17 protein-coding genes are annotated in these 19474 nt (G+C 68.8%); 14 read left to right on the forward strand and 3 right to left on the reverse strand.

Features of this window, described 5'->3' with window-relative positions:
* The first annotated feature begins 167 nt into the window (after positions 1-167).
* From ASG71_RS04690 to ppsA, 3 genes are all read left to right on the forward strand, one after another.
* Positions 168-950, forward strand: coding sequence for a phosphatase PAP2 family protein (locus ASG71_RS04690; protein ID WP_056737551.1), 783 nt, complete (start codon positions 168-170; stop codon positions 948-950).
* Between the two features lie 34 nt (positions 951-984).
* Complete coding sequence (locus ASG71_RS04695) at positions 985-1803, forward strand: pyruvate, water dikinase regulatory protein (protein WP_056738514.1); 819 nt, start codon at positions 985-987, stop codon at positions 1801-1803.
* 148 nt (positions 1804-1951) lie between these two features.
* A complete protein-coding gene (gene ppsA / locus ASG71_RS04700; protein WP_056737552.1) occupies positions 1952-4369 on the forward strand; it encodes a phosphoenolpyruvate synthase in 2418 nt (805 codons plus the stop codon).
* 46 nt (positions 4370-4415) lie between these two features.
* Here the strand turns inward: ppsA and ASG71_RS04705 are convergent, their stop codons facing one another.
* Positions 4416-4703 (reverse strand): MerR family transcriptional regulator, encoded by a 288-nt coding sequence (locus ASG71_RS04705; protein WP_056737553.1) that lies wholly within the window; start codon positions 4701-4703, stop codon positions 4416-4418.
* 168 nt (positions 4704-4871) lie between these two features.
* Between ASG71_RS04705 and ASG71_RS04710 the strand changes: the two genes are divergently transcribed.
* The 4 genes from ASG71_RS04710 to ASG71_RS04725 are packed head-to-tail and all read left to right on the forward strand — an operon-like array spanning position 4872 to position 7733.
* Positions 4872-5297, forward strand: coding sequence for an Hsp20/alpha crystallin family protein (locus ASG71_RS04710; protein ID WP_056738516.1), 426 nt, complete (start codon positions 4872-4874; stop codon positions 5295-5297).
* A 49-nt stretch (positions 5298-5346) separates the two neighbouring features.
* On the forward strand, positions 5347-5712 hold the full coding sequence (locus ASG71_RS04715; RefSeq protein ID WP_056737554.1) for a J domain-containing protein: 366 nt from the start codon (positions 5347-5349) through the stop codon (positions 5710-5712).
* 24 nt (positions 5713-5736) lie between these two features.
* Positions 5737-6120 (forward strand): hypothetical protein, encoded by a 384-nt coding sequence (locus ASG71_RS04720; protein WP_056737555.1) that lies wholly within the window; start codon positions 5737-5739, stop codon positions 6118-6120.
* A 41-nt stretch (positions 6121-6161) separates the two neighbouring features.
* A complete protein-coding gene (locus tag ASG71_RS04725; protein ID WP_056737556.1) occupies positions 6162-7733 on the forward strand; it encodes a glycoside hydrolase family 1 protein in 1572 nt (523 codons plus the stop codon).
* Here ASG71_RS04725 and ASG71_RS04730 read toward each other — a convergent pair.
* Both ASG71_RS04730 and ASG71_RS04735 read right to left on the reverse strand, forming a co-directional pair.
* On the reverse strand, positions 7730-8809 hold the full coding sequence (locus ASG71_RS04730; protein ID WP_056737557.1) for an App1 family protein: 1080 nt from the start codon (positions 8807-8809) through the stop codon (positions 7730-7732). The genes ASG71_RS04725 and ASG71_RS04730 overlap by 4 nt on opposite strands.
* Positions 8810-8872: 63 nt before the next feature.
* Entirely contained in the window at positions 8873-9634 is a 762-nt protein-coding gene (locus ASG71_RS04735; protein WP_056737558.1) for a DUF72 domain-containing protein, read from the reverse strand.
* Between the two features lie 45 nt (positions 9635-9679).
* On the opposite strand from ASG71_RS04735, the gene ASG71_RS04740 reads away from it, so the two are divergent.
* The 7 genes from ASG71_RS04740 to nrfD all read left to right on the forward strand — a co-directional run bounded on the left by ASG71_RS04740 (position 9680) and on the right by nrfD (position 19438).
* Entirely contained in the window at positions 9680-11443 is a 1764-nt protein-coding gene (locus ASG71_RS04740; RefSeq protein WP_056737559.1) for a glycoside hydrolase family 15 protein, read from the forward strand.
* A 117-nt stretch (positions 11444-11560) separates the two neighbouring features.
* Positions 11561-11863 (forward strand): YegP family protein, encoded by a 303-nt coding sequence (locus ASG71_RS04745; protein WP_056737560.1) that lies wholly within the window; start codon positions 11561-11563, stop codon positions 11861-11863.
* 10 nt (positions 11864-11873) lie between these two features.
* The gene (locus ASG71_RS04750; protein WP_235563931.1) at positions 11874-12557 is read left to right on the forward strand and encodes an HAD family hydrolase; all 684 of its coding nucleotides are present in this window, start codon (positions 11874-11876) and stop codon (positions 12555-12557) included.
* 71 nt (positions 12558-12628) lie between these two features.
* Complete coding sequence (locus ASG71_RS04755; protein WP_056737562.1) at positions 12629-13804, forward strand: zinc-dependent alcohol dehydrogenase; 1176 nt, start codon at positions 12629-12631, stop codon at positions 13802-13804.
* Between the two features lie 135 nt (positions 13805-13939).
* On the forward strand, positions 13940-17245 hold the full coding sequence (gene fdh, locus ASG71_RS04765) for a formate dehydrogenase (RefSeq protein WP_235563932.1): 3306 nt from the start codon (positions 13940-13942) through the stop codon (positions 17243-17245).
* A 103-nt stretch (positions 17246-17348) separates the two neighbouring features.
* The gene (locus ASG71_RS04770; protein WP_056737565.1) at positions 17349-18353 is read left to right on the forward strand and encodes a 4Fe-4S dicluster domain-containing protein; all 1005 of its coding nucleotides are present in this window, start codon (positions 17349-17351) and stop codon (positions 18351-18353) included.
* The gene (gene nrfD, locus ASG71_RS04775) at positions 18350-19438 is read left to right on the forward strand and encodes an NrfD/PsrC family molybdoenzyme membrane anchor subunit (RefSeq protein WP_056737566.1); all 1089 of its coding nucleotides are present in this window, start codon (positions 18350-18352) and stop codon (positions 19436-19438) included. The genes ASG71_RS04770 and nrfD overlap by 4 nt, the downstream gene beginning before the upstream one ends.
* Positions 19439-19474 lie beyond the last annotated feature (36 nt).

Below are 19474 nucleotides of genomic sequence, written 5' to 3' on the forward strand. Positions count from 1 at the left end.
CACGCCGAAGACCGCCCGCGGGCCGCGCCGGCCGCCTCGCCGCAGCTCGCGGGGCCCGGTCCGGTCCGCGCTCACACCGCCGCCCGGCGGGGAAGCGCCGCGACGGGCCGAACCGGGATAATCTTCACGGAAGAACAACGGAACACTGTGTAGAGGCGGATGCGGGCATGGCTCAGGACCAACAAGGGAACTCGTCCGGCTGGTGGCGGGTTTTCCACGACAAGTTCGTCGTGGAAGAGCGCTACATGGAGCCGGAGGCACGGCGGAACCTCTACCGTATCGCCGTCGGACTGATGGTCACCGGCGCCGTGCTGTTCACCATCATCCTGGTCAGCGTCCTGCAGCGCGGCGGAGTCAGCGTCGTGGACGAGCCGATCCGCTCCTGGCTCGTGACGCTGCGCGGGGAACCGGCCACCACCATCATGATCATCCTGGCCGTTGTCTTTGGACCCATCGGGCTGCCCATCATCATCCTGGTGTTCACCGTGGCCTGGGGGCTGCTGGCCAAGCACGCCTGGCGGCCCATGGTGCTGGGCGGCGCCATGCTGACCGGCGTCATCCTGGCCCAGATCATCGGCCGGACGATCGGCCGCCAGCGCCCGCCCGTGGACCTCATGCTCTTTGGCGCCGACCACACCTTCTCGTTTCCGTCCGGGCACGTCCTGGGCGCCTGCGACTTCCTGTTGGTCACAACGTTTTTGGTGTTCTCGCGGCGGAAGAACCCCAGGGCCGCGGTCGTCGGATTCGCCCTGGCCGGCGTCGGTATCGTCTTCGCCGCGCTGAGCAGGCTGTACCTGGGCTACCACTGGACCACGGATGCGCTCGCGTCCCTGTCGATCTCGTTCGTGATCCTGGGCGCGGTGATCATGCTCGACACCTGGCGGACGGCCCGGATCCCCGGCGAGCAGATCACCGGCGAACTTTCCAAGCAGGAGTCCTCCGCCGAGTAGCGGGGCCGGACCGGATGTGGGGCACAATGCGTTCATGACCAATGACGATCTGCGGCCGGTCTACTTCCTCTCGGACAGTACCGGCATCACCGCCGAAACGCTCGGCAGCACCCTGCTGACCCAGTTCCCCGCGGGCAACTTCGACCGTGTCACGATCCCCTTCATTACGACCGTTGAGCAGGCCCGGGCCGTGGTCGGGACGATCGACGAGCTGGCCGCCACGGGCCTGCGGCCGATCGTTTTTTCCACGGCCGTCAGCAGCGATATCCGTAAGACGCTCGCCACCTGCAAGGGCGTGATCGTGGACCTCATCGGCAGCCACGTGGGACAGCTGGAGGAGGCGCTCGGCACTCCGGCTAGCGGTGAGCCCGGGCGCGCCCACGGCCTGGGCAACGCCGCGCGGTACCAGTCCCGGATGGCGGCAGTCGAGTACGCCATGGAGCACGACGACGGCCAAAGCCTGCGCGCGCTGGAAAAGGCGCAGGTCATCCTGGTAGCCCCCTCGCGCTGCGGCAAGACGCCGACCACAATGTACTTGGCCCTGCAGCATGGCATCTTCGCCGCCAACTTCCCGCTGGTGGACGAGGACTTCGACAAGGAGGGCCTGCCGAAGCCCCTGCGCCCCTTCATCTCGAAATGTTTCGGGCTCTCGTCCAACCCGCTGCGGCTCAGTCAGATCCGGACCGAGCGGCGCCGCGGCTCGCCGTACGCCTCGCTCCGGCAATGCGGATTCGAACTGCGCAGCGCCGAGCGGTTGTACGTCTCACATGGGATTCCGTACCTGAACTCCGCCACCGTCTCCGTCGAAGAGATGGCGGCGACGATCCTGCAACGGATGAAACTCAAGCATTAGAGAAAAAATTCACAAACGATGTGTGGCGGACGTCATATGGAAAGCGCCCTGAAGACCTGACACTGTGGACAGGACTTGCGCCCTGCGAGCGGCCATCGCCGCGAGCGGGCCGGCGGCACGCCACCATTTCTGCGAAGGAGCAGCAACAATGACGACGGATATCCTGTGGTTCTCGGAACTCGGACTCAAGGACCTGGACCGGGTGGGCGGCAAGAACGCCTCCTTGGGCGAGATGGTGCAGAACCTGACTTCTGCCGGCGTCCAGGTCCCCGACGGCTTCGCGACGACGGCGGACGCCTACCGCCGGTTCCTCGCCGACTCCGGCCTGGACCAGCAGATCGCCGACCGGCTGGTGGGCCTGGATACCGACGACGTGACCGCCCTGGCGGCAGCGGGCCAGGACATCCGCACGCTGATCCGCCAGACGCCCTTCCTGCCCGACTTCGAAACGCAGATCCGCGACGCCTACCAGCAGCTGGTCGACAAGCACGCCGGCTCCGATGACCTGTCCTGGGCCGTGCGCTCCAGCGCGACGGCGGAAGACCTCCCCGACGCCTCCTTTGCCGGACAGCAGGAAACCTTCCTGAACGTCCGCGGCATCGAGAACATCCTGCAGGCCATCAAGGACGTCTTCGCCTCGCTCTACAACGACCGTGCGATCGCCTACCGCGTCCACCACAAATTCGAACACGCTGAGGTGGCGCTGTCCGCGGGCATCCAGCGGATGGTGCGCTCCGACGTCGGCGCCTCCGGCGTCATGTTCACCATGGACACCGAATCCGGATTCCAGGACGCGGTATTCGTCACCTCCTCCTACGGCCTGGGCGAGGCCGTGGTGCAGGGCGCCGTGAACCCCGACGAGTTCTACGTTTACAAGCCCGCCCTGCAGGCCGGCCGGCCCGCCATCCTCAAGCGCGGCCTGGGCGAAAAGGCGCTGCAGATGACCTACACGGCCAGCAGCGAAATCGGCCGGACCATCGACTTTGTTCCGGTCGACCCGGCGCTGAGGAACCGCTTCAGCCTCAGCGACGAGGACGTCGAGCAGCTGGCCCGGCACGCGGTGGCCATCGAAAACCACTACGGCCGCCCGATGGACATCGAGTGGGGCAAGGACGGGACCGACGGCGGCCTCTACATCCTCCAGGCCCGCCCCGAGACCGTGCAGTCCCGGCGTGCCCCTGGCAGCATGAGCCGCTTCCGGCTCAACGAAACCGGCCCGGTGCTGGCCGAAGGCCGCGCGATCGGCCAGAAGATCGGCGCCGGCAGCGTCCGGGTGCTCACCGCCCTCGACCAAATGGCAGCGTTCCAGACCGGCGACGTGCTGGTGGCGGACATGACGGACCCGGACTGGGAACCGATCATGAAGCGCGCCTCGGCGATCGTCACGAACCGGGGCGGGCGCACCTGCCACGCTGCCATCATCGCCCGCGAACTGGGCATCCCCGCCGTCGTCGGCACCGGCGACGCCACCGATGCCCTGTCCGACGGGGCCGAGGTGACCGTCTCCTGCGCGGACGGCGAGACCGGCGTGATTTACGCCGGCCTGCTGGACTTCACGGTCGAGGAAACCGGGGTCACGCAGCTGCCGGAAGCGCCGGTGAAAGTGATGATGAACGTCGGTACCCCGGAGCAGGCGTTCACCTTCGCCCAGCTGCCGAACCACGGCGTCGGCCTGGCCCGGCTGGAATTCATCATCAACCGCCAGATCGGCATCCACCCGAAGGCGCTGCTCAACCCCGACGAGCAGCCGGCGGACGTGGCGGCGGAGATCAAGCAGCGGATCGCCGCGTACCAGAGCCCGCGCGAGTTCTACGTCAAGCGCCTGGCCGAGGGAGTGGCCACGATCGCCGCGGCCTTCGCACCCGAGCCCGTGATCGTGCGCATGTCGGACTTCAAGTCCAACGAGTACGCCAACCTGATCGGCGGCCCGGCGTACGAACCGCACGAAGAAAACCCTATGATCGGCTTCCGCGGCGCCTCCCGGTACCTGGCGCCGGAGTTCCGGGACTGCTTCGACCTTGAATGCGAGGCGCTGTCCTTTGTCCGCAACGAGATGGGCCTGACCAACGTCAAGCTGATGATCCCGTTCGTGCGCACGGTGGACGAGGCCCGCGGCGTAATCGAGCTGCTGGCAGAGAACGGGCTGCGCCGGGGCGAGAACGGGCTCGAGGTCATCATGATGTGCGAGGTTCCGTCCAACGCCCTGCTCGCGGACGACTTCCTGGAGCACTTCGACGGCTTCTCCATCGGCTCCAACGACATGACGCAGCTGACGCTCGGCCTGGACCGGGATTCGGCAATCGTCGCGGGCAGCTTCGATGAGCGCGACCCGGCCGTCAAGAAGCTCCTGAGCATGGCCATCCAGGCCTGCAAGGCGCGCGGCAAGTACGTCGGGATCTGCGGCCAGGGCCCCAGCGACCACCCGGACCTGGCCGAATGGCTGGTGGGGGAGGGCATCGAGTCCGTCTCCCTGAACCCCGACACCGTGGTGGAAACCTGGCTCCGGCTGGCCCGCGCCGCCGGCAACGAGAGTGTCCCGGCCGAGGCAGGCACAGCAGCCCGCTGACTGTCCCGAGGCCCGTGCTCCGCGTGTCCGCAGCGGAGTACGGGCCTCAGCGGGCCCTGGCCCGTTTCAGCTCGGCGCGGAGCAGGGCGTTGGCGGCCTCCAATTCCAGGACCTTGGCCACGCCGGCCAGGTTCAGGCCCTCCTCCAGGAGTTCGCTGATCCGGCGCAGGACCACTAGGTCCGCCTCGCTGTACTGCCGCGTGCCGCCGGCGGTCCGGTCCGGCGTCAGCAGGCCCTTCCGCTCGTAAAGACGGATGTTCTGCTGCCCGGTCCCTACCAGCTGGGCCACCACAGAGATGGCATACAGCCCCAAATCGTCCTCGCGTTCCGCCACGGCGCCCCCTTCCCTGCTGGCGGCCCCTCGGCCGCCGTTGCCCGGTCAATTTTCCCCTTGCAACAGTCTGGCACCGGTGCTATAAAAAATCTATATCAGCCACAACAGATAATCGTTGGCTGGAGAACCAACACAGCAGGCAACTCTCATCTGAAGGAGTGGGAAATGATGTTGATGCGTACGGACCCGTTCCGTGATCTGGACCGGCTGACCCAGCAGGTTTTTGGGACGGCGGCGCGGCCGGCGGCGATGCCGATGGACGCCTGGCAGGAGGACGGCGAATTCGTCGTCGCGTTCGATCTTCCCGGCGTCAACGTCGACTCGGTGGACCTGGACATCGAACGCAATGTCCTGACGGTAAAGGCCGAGCGGCGGGACCCGACCCAGCCGAATGTTGAACTCATCGCCTCCGAACGGCCGCGCGGCGTCTTCAGCCGCCAGCTCATCCTGGGCGACACCCTGGACACCGAGAAGGTCCGGGCGAACTACGCCGACGGCGTCCTGACCCTCCGCATCCCGGTGCAGGAACAGGCAAAGCCGCGGAAAATCGAAATCACGCACACGCAGGACAAGATGCAGGAGATCGGCAAGTAGGACCGCGGCGGGACGGCTCGTCCCGCCGCGGCACGGGAGGGGGTGGCCAGTGAACCGCGACCCGCGGGGGTTTTACGCCGCGCTGGGGGTCTCGCCGGATGCCACGCCGGCCGAGATCCAGCGGTCCTTCCGCGCCCTGATGCGGCTGCGCCACCCCGATCTCGGCGCCGGTACTGGTGCTGCCGGCAGCGCCGGGACCGGCGCCCGGGCCGACGACGGCGCGGAGGTCCGGCGGATCCTCGAGTCTTTCGCGGTGCTCAGGGACCCGGCCTCCCGAGCGGCCTACGATCCCGGTGCCGGTCCGGGGGTACCGGCGGGAAACCGGGACCCCGCCGTCGGCCGCGCGATCCCGGTGCGGCACCACGCCGTACGGCAGCCGGTCCTGCGCATCACCCCTGTGCGCTGGGAACGCTGAGGAACCGACAGAAGGAGTTCGACCATGAGCGCCTGGCGGCGTTACGACTCGCACCTGATTCCCGCCTTCCATGAGCGTTTCGAGGAACGCTGGGGAAAGGACACGGCGCCGTTCCTCGATCCGGAGGCGCACGAGCTGCCGGTGCCGCGCGCCCAATGGATCAACGTGGACACCGGCGCCGCGCTGGCGGTCGTTCCCGTCTGGGCGGACCAGGACAGCCAGCACCGGTCCTTCGGTGTGTTCTACCTGCCGCCGGCCGGGGACATCTGGGTGCTGCGGCCCGGGTTCACCGGGTACCTCGAGCCGGCGGCGGATGACGCCGAGCAGCTCGTCGTCCTCCGGAACGACGCCTTCAAGAAGGCCGTGGCGCACGCCCGGGAGTTCCTCTTCGGGCCGGGCGGGGCCTAAGATCGATCCACCACCAGCGCAACTGCATAGGGGATTCGCCAATGAACGCTTCCGCCCACGATCTGGCCGCTCTGCTGCCGCCCGAGTTCACCCTGGGCGTGGCGACCGCCGCCTTCCAGATCGAGGGGGCGCTGGACGAGGACGGGCGCGGGCCCTCCGGCTGGGACGTTTTCGCAGCCACGCCGGGATCGATCGTCAACGACCACAGTCCCGCAATTGCCTGTGACCACTACCACCGGATGCCCGAAGACGTGGCGCTGATGAAGGAACTGGGGATCGACTCCTACCGGTTCTCGCTGTCCTGGCCCCGGATCCAGCCCGGCGGCAGCGGCCCGGTCAATCCCAAGGGCCTGGACTTCTACGACCGGCTGATCGACCTGCTGCTGGCCAACGGGATCTCCCCGATGGCCACCCTGTACCACTGGGACACGCCGCTCGAACTGGACGAGGCCGGCGGCTGGATGAACCGCGATACCGCCTACCGGCTGGGGGAGTTTGCCGCGATCGCCGCCGCCGCGTACGGGGACCGGGTGGCGCGCTGGGTGACCATCAACGAACCGGCCACGGTAAGCGCCAACGGCTACATGCTGGGCGTGCACTCCCCGGGGGAGGCCCACATGCTCAAGGCGCTGCCAAGCGTCCACCACCAGCTGCTCGGCCACGGGCTGGCGATGCAGGCGCTGCGGGCCGCGAAGGTGCCCGGGGAGATCGGGCTGACCAATGTCTACTCACCCATGGTCCCCGCCTCCGGCAACCCCCTGGACAAAGTCAGCGCCGGGCTGATGGACATGGCCCAGAACCGGCTGTACGCGGACCCGGTGCTGCTGGGCAAGTACCCGGACGCGATCCGGGCCGCGACATTCTTCTCCTCGTTCAGCCCGTCCAGCGAGGACATGGAGCTGATCTCCCAGCCGCTGGACTTCTACGGCCTGAACTACTACATGCCCACCCGGGTGGCGGCGGGCCCGGGCGAGGGGACCGTGCCCAAGGGCATGGCCGAGGCCATGGGCAACGATCTGAACGGCGGAGGGTCCGGAACGCCGTTCCACATCCAGAGCTTCCCCGACACCGAGATCACCGCCTACGGCTGGCCGATCAAACCGGACTACATGGCCGTGGCGCTCGCGGAAATGGCCGAACGCTACCCGGAACTGCCGCCGGTCTACATCACCGAGGGCGGCGCCAGTTTCGAGGACCTGGAAATCCACGACGCCGACGGCCGGCTGATCGTCCCCGACGAGCGCCGCGTGCGGTACCTCGCCGAGCACATCGGCGCCGCCATCGAAGCGACCTCTCCCGGCGGCACCGCAGAATCGATTGAGCTGCGCGGCTACTACGTGTGGTCGCTGCTGGACAACTTTGAATGGTCCGCCGGGTACAAGCAGCAGTTCGGCCTGATCCATGTGGACCGGGACACCATGGCCCGTACGCCCAAGGCATCCTATTACTGGCTCCGCGAGCTGATGGCGGCCCGGAAGCAGGGCGCCGCCGTGGCCGGTGCTCCCGTGCCCGCAGCCGGCGGGGGCGCGGAGTCCGCGCCGGAAGCCGCCGACGTCGAGGGCGCCGGCAGCGGGGCTGCGCCCGACGCGGCCGCCGGAACAGCCGCCGGCTAGAGGAGCTCCAGCTCCTCGAGCCGGGCGGCCATGCCGGCGCCGTCCGGGGAGTAGATCCAGGGCACGCGTGTATCGGTGTGGTCCCCGGTCTCGGAGTGCCCGCCGGCCAGCACGGCCTCGCTGGTGGAGAGCTGGCGGATGCCGATCGCCGCGACCCGGTCGCCGTGGTCCCGTGCGAACTGTGAGTAGATGGCCTCATCGTGCTGGCCGTTGTCGCCGAAGAGCAGCCAGCGCATGTTCGGGAATTCGCGGGCCAGCAGCTCCAGGTTGCGGCGCTTGTGGTCCTGGCCGCTGCGGAACCAGCGGTCGTGCGTAAGGCCCCAGTCGGTCAGCAGCAGGGTCCCGGTCGGATACATGTTGCGGGTGATGAAGCGGGCCAGGGTGGGGGCGGCGTTCCACGGCCCGGTCGAAAGGTAGATCACCGGCGCCTCGGGGTGCTCCACCAGCAGCCGGTCCATCAGGACGGCCATCCCCGGAGTCGCCATCCGGGCCCGCTCGTTGAGCACGAAGGTGTTCCACAGGGCCAGGAACGGGCGGGGGAGGGCCGTGACCATGATGGTGTCGTCAATATCGGAGACGATGCCCAGCGGGGTGTCCGGGGAGATGACGTAGATCCTTGCCTCCGCGGCCTCGGTCCCGTCGGCGCGCAGCACCGCGGTGTGCCAGCCCGGCGCCAGCGAGACCGGCACCACGGTGTCCACCAGGCCGCCGCGGTCGGCATGCACCCGGGTGGTGACGCCGCCGATCTCGATGTCCACCTCGACGAACTGGATCGGAACGGACGTGAAGGCCCGCCACCCGCGGACGTTTTGGTTGCCGTTCTGCGCCGCCCGCTCCGCGCGGCTGCCCGCGGCCGGTTTGCTGGTGAGCACCACGCGGCCCAGCACCCGGACCCACTCGGTGGAGCCATAGCCCTGGTAGGCGATCGTCTGGGGGCTGAAGTTCCAGCGCCTGGCCAGCTTCAGCCTCAGGTGGTTGACCGTGTCCGAGACCAGGTGGGCCAGACGGAAGGCCTGGCTGCCGGAGACCTTCGGGTCCGGCCGTTCCTGCGGGGAATCCTGCGACGCCATTTTCATGCCTCCACTCTCCCACAGCAGACGGCCGCGGCCGTCGTTTGCGTCGGCCCGTCAGCCGCCACCTCAGCTGTCACGTCGGCTGACGCCCAGCAGCTCCCGCAGCCGAAAGGCGTCGCGCACGGCGTTGCCTTCGCCGTCGTTGTTGAAGTACGCGTAGACCTCCCGCCCGCCCTCCTGCCACTCCCGGATCCGCTCCGCCCACCAGCGGAGGTCGGCCTCGGAGTAGGAGCCCGCGTACAGGTGTTCCCGGTCCGGTCCATGCAGCCTGAGGTAGACGAACGGGGCGGTGGCCCGGAGGATGCAGGGCAGCTGCGCCCCGCTCATGACGCAGTAGGCGGCCCGGTGCCGCTCCAGCAGCTCGTACACCTCCGGGTGGTCCCAGCTGGCGTGGCGGAACTCGACGCTGACGCGGATCCACTCCGGCAGGGCGGCCAGGAAATACTCCAGCCGGGCGTCGTCGCGGGCGAAGTCCGGCGGCAGCTGCACCAGCAGCACCGCGCGCTTGTCGCCGAGCTCGTGCCAGCCCCGGGTGATCCGCTCTACCCAGGCTTCGGGGCCGTACAGCTTCTTGCCGTGGGTGAGGCCGCGCGGGGCCTTGACGGACATGGCGAAACCCGGGGGGAGGCGGCGCTGCCAGCCAGCGAAGGAGCTCTCCCGCGGCCAGCGGTAGAAACTCGCGTTCAGCTCGACCGTGCTGAACCGGGAGGCGTAGTGGGACAGCCGGTCCTTCGCAGGCAGTCCCGGCGGGTAGAGCACGTTTTCCCAGTGGTCGTAGCTCCAGCCGCTGGTGCCGATGTGCGCCGACCCGGATTGCTGTTCCGGCATGAAGGGATCCTAGCGCCGCGGGGCGGATGTGGCACTGTAAGAGCCATGGCACGCATCGAGGATTACGCAATGATCGGCGACCTGCATACCGCCGCCCTGATCAGTACCGAGGGCTCCATCGACTGGCTGTGCCTGCCCCGGTTCGACTCGCCGGGATGCTTCAATGCGCTGCTGGACAGCCCCGGCGCGGGCCGCTGGCTGCTGGCGCCGGCGGACGGCGGCGAATGCACCGTCCGGCGCTACCGCCGCAACACCCTGATCCTGGAAACCGAATGGGAAACCCCCGACGGCAGGGTCAGGATTATCGATTTCATGCCGCCCCGCGACGGTGCGGCGGACCTGGTGCGGATCGTCGTGGGCGTGCACGGGACCGTGCGGATGCGCGGGGAGCTGACGCTGCGGTTCGACTACGGCAACATCGTCCCGTGGGTCCGGCACGACGAACACGGCATCCACGCCGTGGCCGGTCCCGACGCCGCCTACCTGGTCACCGGTGCGCCGCTGCGCGGGGAGCACCTGCAGACCGTCAGCGAGTTCACCGTCAAGGCCGGGGAGCGGGTCCCCTTCGTCCTGACCTGGTCGCCCAGCCACCTGGGCCGCCCCCGCCGCATCGACCCCGAGGCCGTGCTCACCACCACCGAGGCCTTCTGGAAAGAGTGGGCGGCCCGTTGCCGGATCACCGGCCCGTACAAGGACGCCGTGCTGCGCTCGCTGATCACGCTCAAGGCGCTGACGTTCGCGCCGACCGGAGGGATCGTCGCGGCGGTAACCACCTCGCTGCCGGAGGAGCTGGGCGGGGAACGGAACTGGGACTACCGCTTCTGCTGGTTGCGGGACGCGACCCTGACCCTGCAGGCGCTGCTGGGCGCGGGCTATTCGGCCGAAGCCGCGGCCTGGCGGGACTGGCTGCTGCGTGCGGTGGCCGGCGACCCGGCAGATCTGCAGATCATGTACGGGCTCCACGGCGAACGCCGGCTTCCGGAAGCGACGCTCGACTGGCTGGCCGGGTACGAGGGATCCGCGCCGGTGCGGATCGGGAACGGTGCGGCCGGGCAGCTGCAGCTGGACGTCTGGGGCGAGGTGCTGGACTGCCTGGCCTTGACCCGGAGCTCGCTGCTGCAGGACGGCGATGACGCCTGGGACGTCCAGGTGGCCCTGATGGAGCATCTGGAGACGGCCTGGGACCAGCCGGGCAACGGGCTCTGGGAGATGCGGGGGCCGCGCCGCCACTTTACGCACTCCAAGGTGATGGCCTGGGTGGCGGCCGACCGGATGGTCAAGGGGGTCCGGGACTTCGGGCTGCCGGGGCCGGCGGACCGCTGGGAAGCCCTCCGCGACCGCATCCACGCCGACGTTATGGCCCACGGGTTCGACTCCGGCCGCAACACCTTTGTGCAGTCCTACGGCCGGCCGGAACTGGATGCCAGCCTGCTGCTCATCCCGCGGGTCGGGTTCCTGCCTCCGGATGATCCGCGGGTGGTCGGCACCATCGAGACCATCCAGCGGGAGCTTAGCCAGGACGGTTTTGTGCTGCGCTACCGGACGGACCAGAGCGACGACGGCGTGCCCGGCAGCGAGGGTGTCTTCCTGGCCTGTTCGTTCTGGCTGGTCGAGGCGCTGCTGGGGGCCGGCCGGCGCCGGGAGGCCCGGGAGCTGTTCGAACGGCTGCTCGCGCTCCGCAACGACGTCGGCCTGCTAAGCGAGGAGTGGGACGTCCACGCCGCCCGGCAGCTGGGCAACACGCCCCAGGCGTTCAGCCACTTCGCCCTGGTGCGCAGCGCCGTCCAGCTGAACGCGGCGGCCCACTGACCGGGCCGGTCCTGCGCCGGGAACCAGCGCCGGGAATCAGCCGGGCTTTTCTCCAGAGCTTCGATAAGTATACTTACTAATATCCCCAGGCGGGGTGCAGGATTGAAGGAGTATGCAATGGCTGGATATTTCGAGCTCGTCGATGCGCCCGACGGCGGGTACCGGATTCGGATGATGGACGCAGCCGGGGGCCTGATGGCTGTCTCGGTCACCTTTCCCACCAAGCGTGCGGCCGTGGCCGGGATCGCCCAGGCTCGGGAAATCGCCGGCACCGGGCTGGTCAGGGACCGGAGCGGCGACGGCCAGCCCGCCGTGATGGCCGCATTGGCCAAACGGCGGACCACCGGCGCGGGCCGGAGCTCCACGCTTTCCGGCGGAAGTACCCTCGCGGCCACCAAGCGCACGCGGGCGCATCACTGACGTGCCGGCCGTGCAACACCGCGCAGCGGTCCTCTTCGACGTCGACGGGACCCTGGTGGACTCGTCCTACATCCACACCCTCGCGTGGTGGCAGGCCTTCCGCCAGGCCGGTTACGACGTGACGATGGCCTCCATCCACCGCGCCGTCGGCATGGGCGGGGACCGGATCCTGGACCGGCTCCTGCCCGCGGACCGCGATCCCGACCAGGACCCGACCATCATGGCCTCGCACGCCGCGGTGTTCTCCACCTTCTGGCCCTCCCTGCGCCGGCTCGACGGCGCCCGCGAGCTGCTGGCCCAGTGCTTCGATTCCGGCCTTGGGGTGGCCCTGGCGTCCTCGGCGCGGGACCGCGACCTGGAAATGCTGCGCTCCACCATTGACGCGGACGCCTACATCCACGCCGCCACCAGCTCCGCCGATGCCAAGGAAAGCAAGCCGGCCCCGGACATCCTCGCCGCCGCCCTGGCCGCGCTCGGCGTGCCGGCCGACCGTGCCGTCTATGTCGGCGACAGCGTCTGGGACATCTACGCGGCCGCCGCCCTCGATATCCCCGCCATCGGGCTGAGCTGCGGTGGCACCAGCGAGGCCGAGCTCCGTGAAGCCGGAGCCGCAGAGGTTTATGAAAGCCCCCGGGCCCTGCTGGAGAACCTCGCCGGCAGCGCCATCGGAACGCTGGCCGCCGGCGTCCGCTAGCCGGCACCCCGGCATCCGGCCCCCGTTCCGCCCCTAAATTTTCCCTCCAGACCGCAACCGAAAGGCAGCAAATGAAGGCACTTACATGGCAGGGCAAGCGTTCCGTGAGCGTGGAGAACGTCCCCGATCCGGTGATCCAGGAACCCACCGATGCGATTGTGCGCATCACGTCGACCGCCATCTGCGGCTCCGACCTCCACCTGTATGAGACTCTCGGCCCGTACATGCACAAGGGGGACATCATCGGCCACGAGCCGATGGGCGTCGTCGTCGAAGTCGGCAGCGCGGTCACCAATCTCTCCAAGGGCGACCGGGTGGTTATCCCGTTCAACATTTCCTGCGGCCACTGCTACATGTGCGACCAGGGCCTGCAGTCCCAGTGCGAGACGACGCAGGTTAAGGAGAAGGGCTCCGGCGCGTCGCTCTTCGGCTTCTCCGAACTGTACGGGTCCGTCCCCGGCGGCCAGGCGGAGTACCTGCGCGTGCCGCACGCGGACTATGGTCCCATCAAGGTGGGCGCCGACCTCCCGGACGAGCGCTACCTGTTCCTCTCGGACATCCTGCCCACGGCCTGGCAGGGCGTGAAGTATGCAGACGTGCCGAAGGGGGGCACCCTCGCGGTGATGGGCCTTGGGCCTGTCGGCCAGTTCGCCTCCCGGCTCGGCAAGCACTTCGGGCTGCGCGTCATCGGCGTGGACCCGGTGCCGGAGCGCCGTGCGATGGCGGAGCGGCACGGAGTCGAAACCCTCGACTTCTCCAAGGGTGTGGCCGATGAGCTGCGCGAGATGACCCAGGGCCGCGGCGCCGACTCCGTCGTGGACGCGGTCGGCATGGAGGCCCATGATTCGCCCGTGGCTGCCTTCGCCCAGCACGCGGCCGGGCTGCTGCCGGACAAGCTGGCACAGAAGGCCTTCGAGACCGTCGGAGTGGACCGGGTGTCCGCCCTGCACACGGCGCTGGATGCGGTCCGCCGCGGCGGCACCGTTTCGCTGAGCGGAGTCTACGGCGGCAGCGCGACCCCGATGCCCCTGATGCACATGTTCGACAAGCAGATCCAGCTGCGGATGGGCCAGTGCAACGTGCGGCGCTGGACCGAGGATCTGCTGCCGCTGGTGGAAGCCGACGCCGATCCCCTCGGCGTCATGGACCTGGTCACCCACCAGGTCGGCCTGGACGAGGCTCCGGCCATGTACGAGAAGTTCCAGAAGAAGCAGGACGGCTGCATCAAGGTCGTCCTCAAGCCGTAGCGGTGCCGCTGCCGGCCGGTCCCCCCGGGGGGCCGGCCGGCAGCGAGACTGCCCGTGAATACACGTAGGAAACGGGGGCGGACATGACGAAAGCCTGTCCTGTCACTCGTTCCTGGATTGGGATATGCTCCTGAAATGGCACCGCGAAGTTTTCTTCAATGGCCGGTTGTTCGGCAGCTGAGCACGGGCGACCTGCTGGGCCGCGGGCCGTCGGTTACCTCGCCTCGGACCCGGGCGATCGCCCCGCGCACTGCCACTGCGGACCGCGTCGTGCAGAGCGTCTGCCCTTATTGCGCGGTCGGCTGCGGACAGCGCGTCTACGTCAAGGACGAGAAGGTTGTCCAGATCGAGGGCGACCCCGATTCGCCCATTTCGCGCGGCCGGCTGTGCCCCAAGGGCTCAGCCAGCGAACAGCTGGTCAACTCGCCGGGCCGGCAAACCAAGGTCCTGTACCGTGCCCCGCGTGCCAAGGAATGGCAACGGCTGGACCTTTCCACCGCCGTCGACATGATCGCCGACCGGTTCATCGAAAGCCGGCGCAGGACCTGGCAGCAGGAAGACGACGAGGGCCGCCTGCTGCGGCGCACCATGGGCATCGCCTCTCTCGGCGGCGCCACCTTGGACAACGAAGAGAACTACCTGATCAAGAAGCTCTTCACCGCCGCCGGGGCGGTACAGACGGAGAACCAAGCCCGTATATGACACTCCGCCACGGTTCCCAGTTTGGGAGCCTCGTTTGGACGCGGTGGTGCAACGCAATCACTGCAGGACATGGCCAACGCCGACTGCATCATCATTCAGGGATCCAACATGGCCGAGTGCCATCCGGTCGGATTCCAGTGGGTGGCGGAGGCCAAGGCACGCGGAGCCAAGGTCATCCACATTGACCCCCGGTTCACGCGCACTTCGGCGGTTGCTGACAAGCACCTGCCGATCCGGGCCGGATCCGATGTCGTGCTTCTTGGCGCCCTCATCAACTACGTCATTGCCAACGACCTGTGGTTCAAGGAGTACGTGACCGCGTACACCAACGCGGCCACGCTGGTCCATGAGGATTACCGCGATGCCGAGGACCTCGGCGGCCTGTTCTCGGGCTTCGATCCGGAGAAGGGCGCCTACGACAACTCGTCCTGGGCCTACGATGAGGCTGACGAAGGCGCCATCGGCGAGCCGGCGGGTCCTGAGCACGGCGCAGAGGCCGGCGCCCGGGCCTCCGGTGATACTTTCGGCAGCGGCGGCCCGCCCCTTGAGCACGCCGAGGTGCTGCGGGACGACACGCTCCAGGACCCCCGGACCGTCTTCCAGATCGTGAAGCGGCACTACGCCCGCTACACCCCGGAGATGGTGCGCGACATGTGCGGCATCAGCGAAGCGGACTTTGCCTACCTGGCGAAGACCATCACGGAGAACTCCGGCCGCGACCGGACCACCTGCTTCGCCTATGCCGTGGGCTGGACCCAGCACTCCCTGGGAGCACAGTTCATCCGCGCCGCCGCCATCCTCCAGCTGCTGCTGGGGAATGTGGGACGCCCCGGCGGCGGAATCATGGCCCTGCGCGGCCACGCCAGCATCCAGGGCTCTACCGATATTCCGACGCTGTTCAACCTGCTGCCCGGCTACCTGCCGATGCCCAGCGCCGGGCGGCACGACACCCTGGAGGAGTACCTCAAGGCGAACGCCTCGAAGAACCAGAAGGGATTCTGGGCCGACGCCGACGCGTACACCATCAGCCTGCTCAAGGCATGGTGGGGTGACGCCGCGACGGCGGACAACGACTGGGCGTACGACTACCTGCCGCGCCTGACTGGTGCGCACGGGACCTATGAGACCGTCATGAGCATGCTCCGGGACGAGGTGGAAGGCTACTTCCTGCTCGGCCAGAATCCTGCGGTCGGCTCGGCCCACGGACGGATGCAGCGCCTGGGCATGTCGCACCTGAAGTGGCTCGTGGTCCGCGACCTGAACATGATCGAGTCGGCGACCTGGTGGAAGGACGGCCCGGAAATCGAATCCGGGGAACTGCGCTCCGAGGACATTGAGACCGAGGTCTTTTTCCTGCCGGCGGCGACCCACGTGGAGAAGGCCGGGTCCTTTACCCAGACCCAGCGGCTGCTGCAGTGGCGCCACCAGGCGGTGGCCCCGCCGGGCGAGTGCCAGAGCGAGCTCCAGTTCTTCTACGAACTGGGGCACCTGATCCGGGAGAAGCTTGCCGGTTCCCAGGACGAACGGGACCGGCCGCTGCTGGACCTGACGTGGGACTACCCCACGGACGACCACGGCGATCCGGACCCCGAATCGGTTCTGGCCGAAATCAACGGCCGGCACCTGACCGGTCCCGACGCGGGCAAGCCCCTCTCCGCCTACACCGAGCTCCGCGCCGACGGTTCCACGACGGCGGGTTGCTGGATCTACACCGGTGTCTACGCTGAGGGGATCAACCACGCCGCCAACCGGAAGCCGGGCCAGGAACAGGGCCCCGCAGCCACGGAGTGGGGCTGGGCATGGCCGGCTAACCGACGGATCCTGTACAACCGGGCCTCCGCCGATCCGGCCGGCAAACCCTGGAGCGAACGCAAGAAATACATCTGGTGGGACGAGGACCAGGGCAAGTGGGTCGGCGAAGACGTCCCCGACTTCCCGCCGACCCTGGCCCCCGGCAGCAAACCCGATCCGTCGGTGGGCGGTCCGGCCGCGCTCAGCGGGGACGATCCGTTCATCATGCAGTCCGACGGCAAGGGCTGGCTGTTCGCGCCGAAGGGCCTCGTGGACGGTCCGCTACCGACCCACTACGAGGCCCAGGAATCGCCCGTCGCCAACCGGCTGTACCCGCAGCAGCAGAGCCCGGCACGCCTGAAGTACCCCCGCAAGGACAACCTCAGCGCGCCCAGCGCCGGCAGCCCGGGCACAGACGTCTACCCGTACGTGTTCACCACCTACCGGCTCACCGAGCACCACACGGCCGGTGGCATGAGCCGCTGGCTGCCGTACCTGTCCGAACTGCAGCCGGAGATGTTCTGCGAGGTCTCACCCGAACTGGCCGCCGAGCGCGGACTGGAGCCCTACGGGTGGGCCACCATCATCTCGGCGCGATCGGCCATCGAGGCGAAGGTGCTGGTCACGGAGCGGATGACGCCGCTGACCGTGGGTGACCACACAGTGCACCAGATCGGGCTGCCGTACCACTGGGGCGTCGGGAACAGCGCCGTCGTCAGCGGCGACGCCGCCAACGACCTGCTGGGCGTCACCCTCGATCCCAACGTCCAGATCCAGGAATCGAAGGTGGCCTCCTGCGACATCCGCCCCGGGCGCAGGCCGCGGGGACCGGAGCTCCTGGCGCTCGTCGCCGAGTACCAGGAGCGTGCCGGGCTCACGGTGGAGACCGGGAACCGCACGGTGACCGATCCCGCCGAGGGCGAACACCCGGGCGGGCCGACGCCGTGACCCGCGCCCCGGAAACTGCCTCGAACGCAGCACATTATGCCCGGTCCGGGGCGCGGCGGTTCACCGCCGCGCCCCGGACACCGACCCGACGTTGGAGGACCGAATGGGCCAGCTGACCGGACCGACCGACCCCACCGCCGATGCCCACTGGGAGCACAACCATCCGCGCAAGGGGTTCTTTACCGACACATCGATTTGCATCGGCTGCAAGGCCTGCGAAGTTGCCTGCAAGGAGTGGAACCACAACCCGCAGGACGGAAACCTCGAGCTGCTCGGGTCCTCCTATGACAACACCGGGTCGCTGGGTGCCAGCACCTGGCGGCATGTCGCCTTCATCGAACAGGGCCAGGAACGCATTGCTGAGGCCCGGGAATCAGGCCGCGCATTGGTCAGCCTTGGCATGCCGCGCATCGGTCCGCCGGCCCCACCCAGCGTGGCGGACCTCGCGGACGCCGATACCACCCCGCCGGACACGGCGGACTTCCGCTGGCTGATGTCCTCTGACGTCTGCAAGCACTGCACCCACGCCGGATGCCTCGACGTCTGCCCCACCGGAGCGTTGTTCCGCACCGAGTTCGGCACCGTCGTGGTCCAGGACGACGTCTGCAACGGCTGCGGAACCTGCGTGGCCGGGTGTCCCTTCGGCGTGATCGAGCGCCGCAGCAACGGCACCGTGAAGGTTGCCGCCAGCAGGGAGGAACAGCACGCCAAGCACGCCGACGTCCCCAACGCGGGCGTCGCGCAGAAGTGCACCCTGTGTTACGACCGGCTGGTGGCCGACGAGACGCCCGCGTGCGCCAAGGCCTGCCCGACCACGTCGATCAAGTTCGGCGACCACGACGACATGGTGGAGACCGCCAAGGAACGGGTCGCCACCCTGCACGGCCAGGGCATGACCGAGGCCCGGCTTTACGGCGCCAACGAGAACGACGGCGTCGGCGGAACCGGTTCGGTCTTCCTGCTGCTGGATGAACCCGAGGTCTACGGGCTTCCGCCGGACCCGCGGGTGCCTACAGCCGATCTGCCGAAGATGTACCGGCGGGCCGGCATGGCTGTAGCGGGCATGGCAGTCGCCGCCGCGGTGGCGTTCCTGGGAGGACGCGAGTGACGCTTTCCGAATTCGACAGCTTCCGTCCCGCCGAACCCGCCCGACGCCGCCGCGGCGGCAAGCGCGGGCCCGGGCGGCGCAGGGACAACGGTGATGGCTCCCGCGAAATGCCGATGGTGCCGGAGCCGGAGTTCACCTCGTATTACGGCCGTCCGGTGGTCAAGCCGGCGCCTTGGGGTGACGACGTCGCCGCCTACCTGTTCCTCGGCGGCGTCGCCGCGGGCTCGGCACTGCTGGGCGCCGGCGGCCAGCTGACCGGACGGCCGACGCTGCGGCGCAACGCCCGGCTCAGTGCCCTGGGGGCGGTTGGCCTCGGCGCGGCCGCCCTGGTCAAAGACCTCGGGCGCCCGGAGCGCTTCCTGAACATGCTGCGGACCTTCAAGGTGACCTCGCCGATGAGCGTCGGCTCCTGGATTCTCAGCGCGTTCAGCGCGGGAGCCGGCGTGGCTGCCGTTGCGGAGATCGACCGGATGAGCGGCGAGCGGCTGCCGCTGGGACCGCTGCGGGGCGTCCTCCGCGCCGTCGAAGGCCCGGCCGGCCTCGAGGCCGCTGTCTTCGCGGGACCGCTGGCGGCCTACACGGCCGTCCTGCTGGGCGACACTGCCACGCCGACCTGGAACGAGATGCACGGGGAACTGCCGTTCGTGTTCGTCAGCTCGGCCAGCCTGGCCTCCGCGGGGCTCGCGATGGTGACAACGCCGGTACGCGAGGCCGGGCCCGCGCGGAGCCTCGCGCTGCTCGGCGTGGTCGGGGACGTGGTGGCGATGAAGATCATGGAACGGGGCATGGATCCGGTGGCCGCGGAGCCCCTGCACCAAGGCAAGGCCGGCACCATGCTGAAGTGGAGCGAGCGGCTTGTCCTGGCCGGGGGTCTGGGCACCCTGCTTGGAGGCCGGAACCGGGCGGTCGCGGCGGCGTCGGGACTGGCGCTGCTGGCAGGCTCGGCACTGACCCGCTTCGGCGTGTTCGAGGCCGGGCTCGCCTCGGCCAAGGATCCCCGCTACACGATCGAACCGCAGAAGCGGCGCCTGGCGGCACGGCGGGCCGCCGGCGTCACCGGCGACGCCATTACCACCGGCAGCTGACCCGCCCGCTGCCGATCACCCGACAGTTGGTGACCC

The organism is Arthrobacter sp. Soil763 (assembly GCF_001428365.1).
GTDB lineage: Bacteria > Actinomycetota > Actinomycetes > Actinomycetales > Micrococcaceae > Arthrobacter.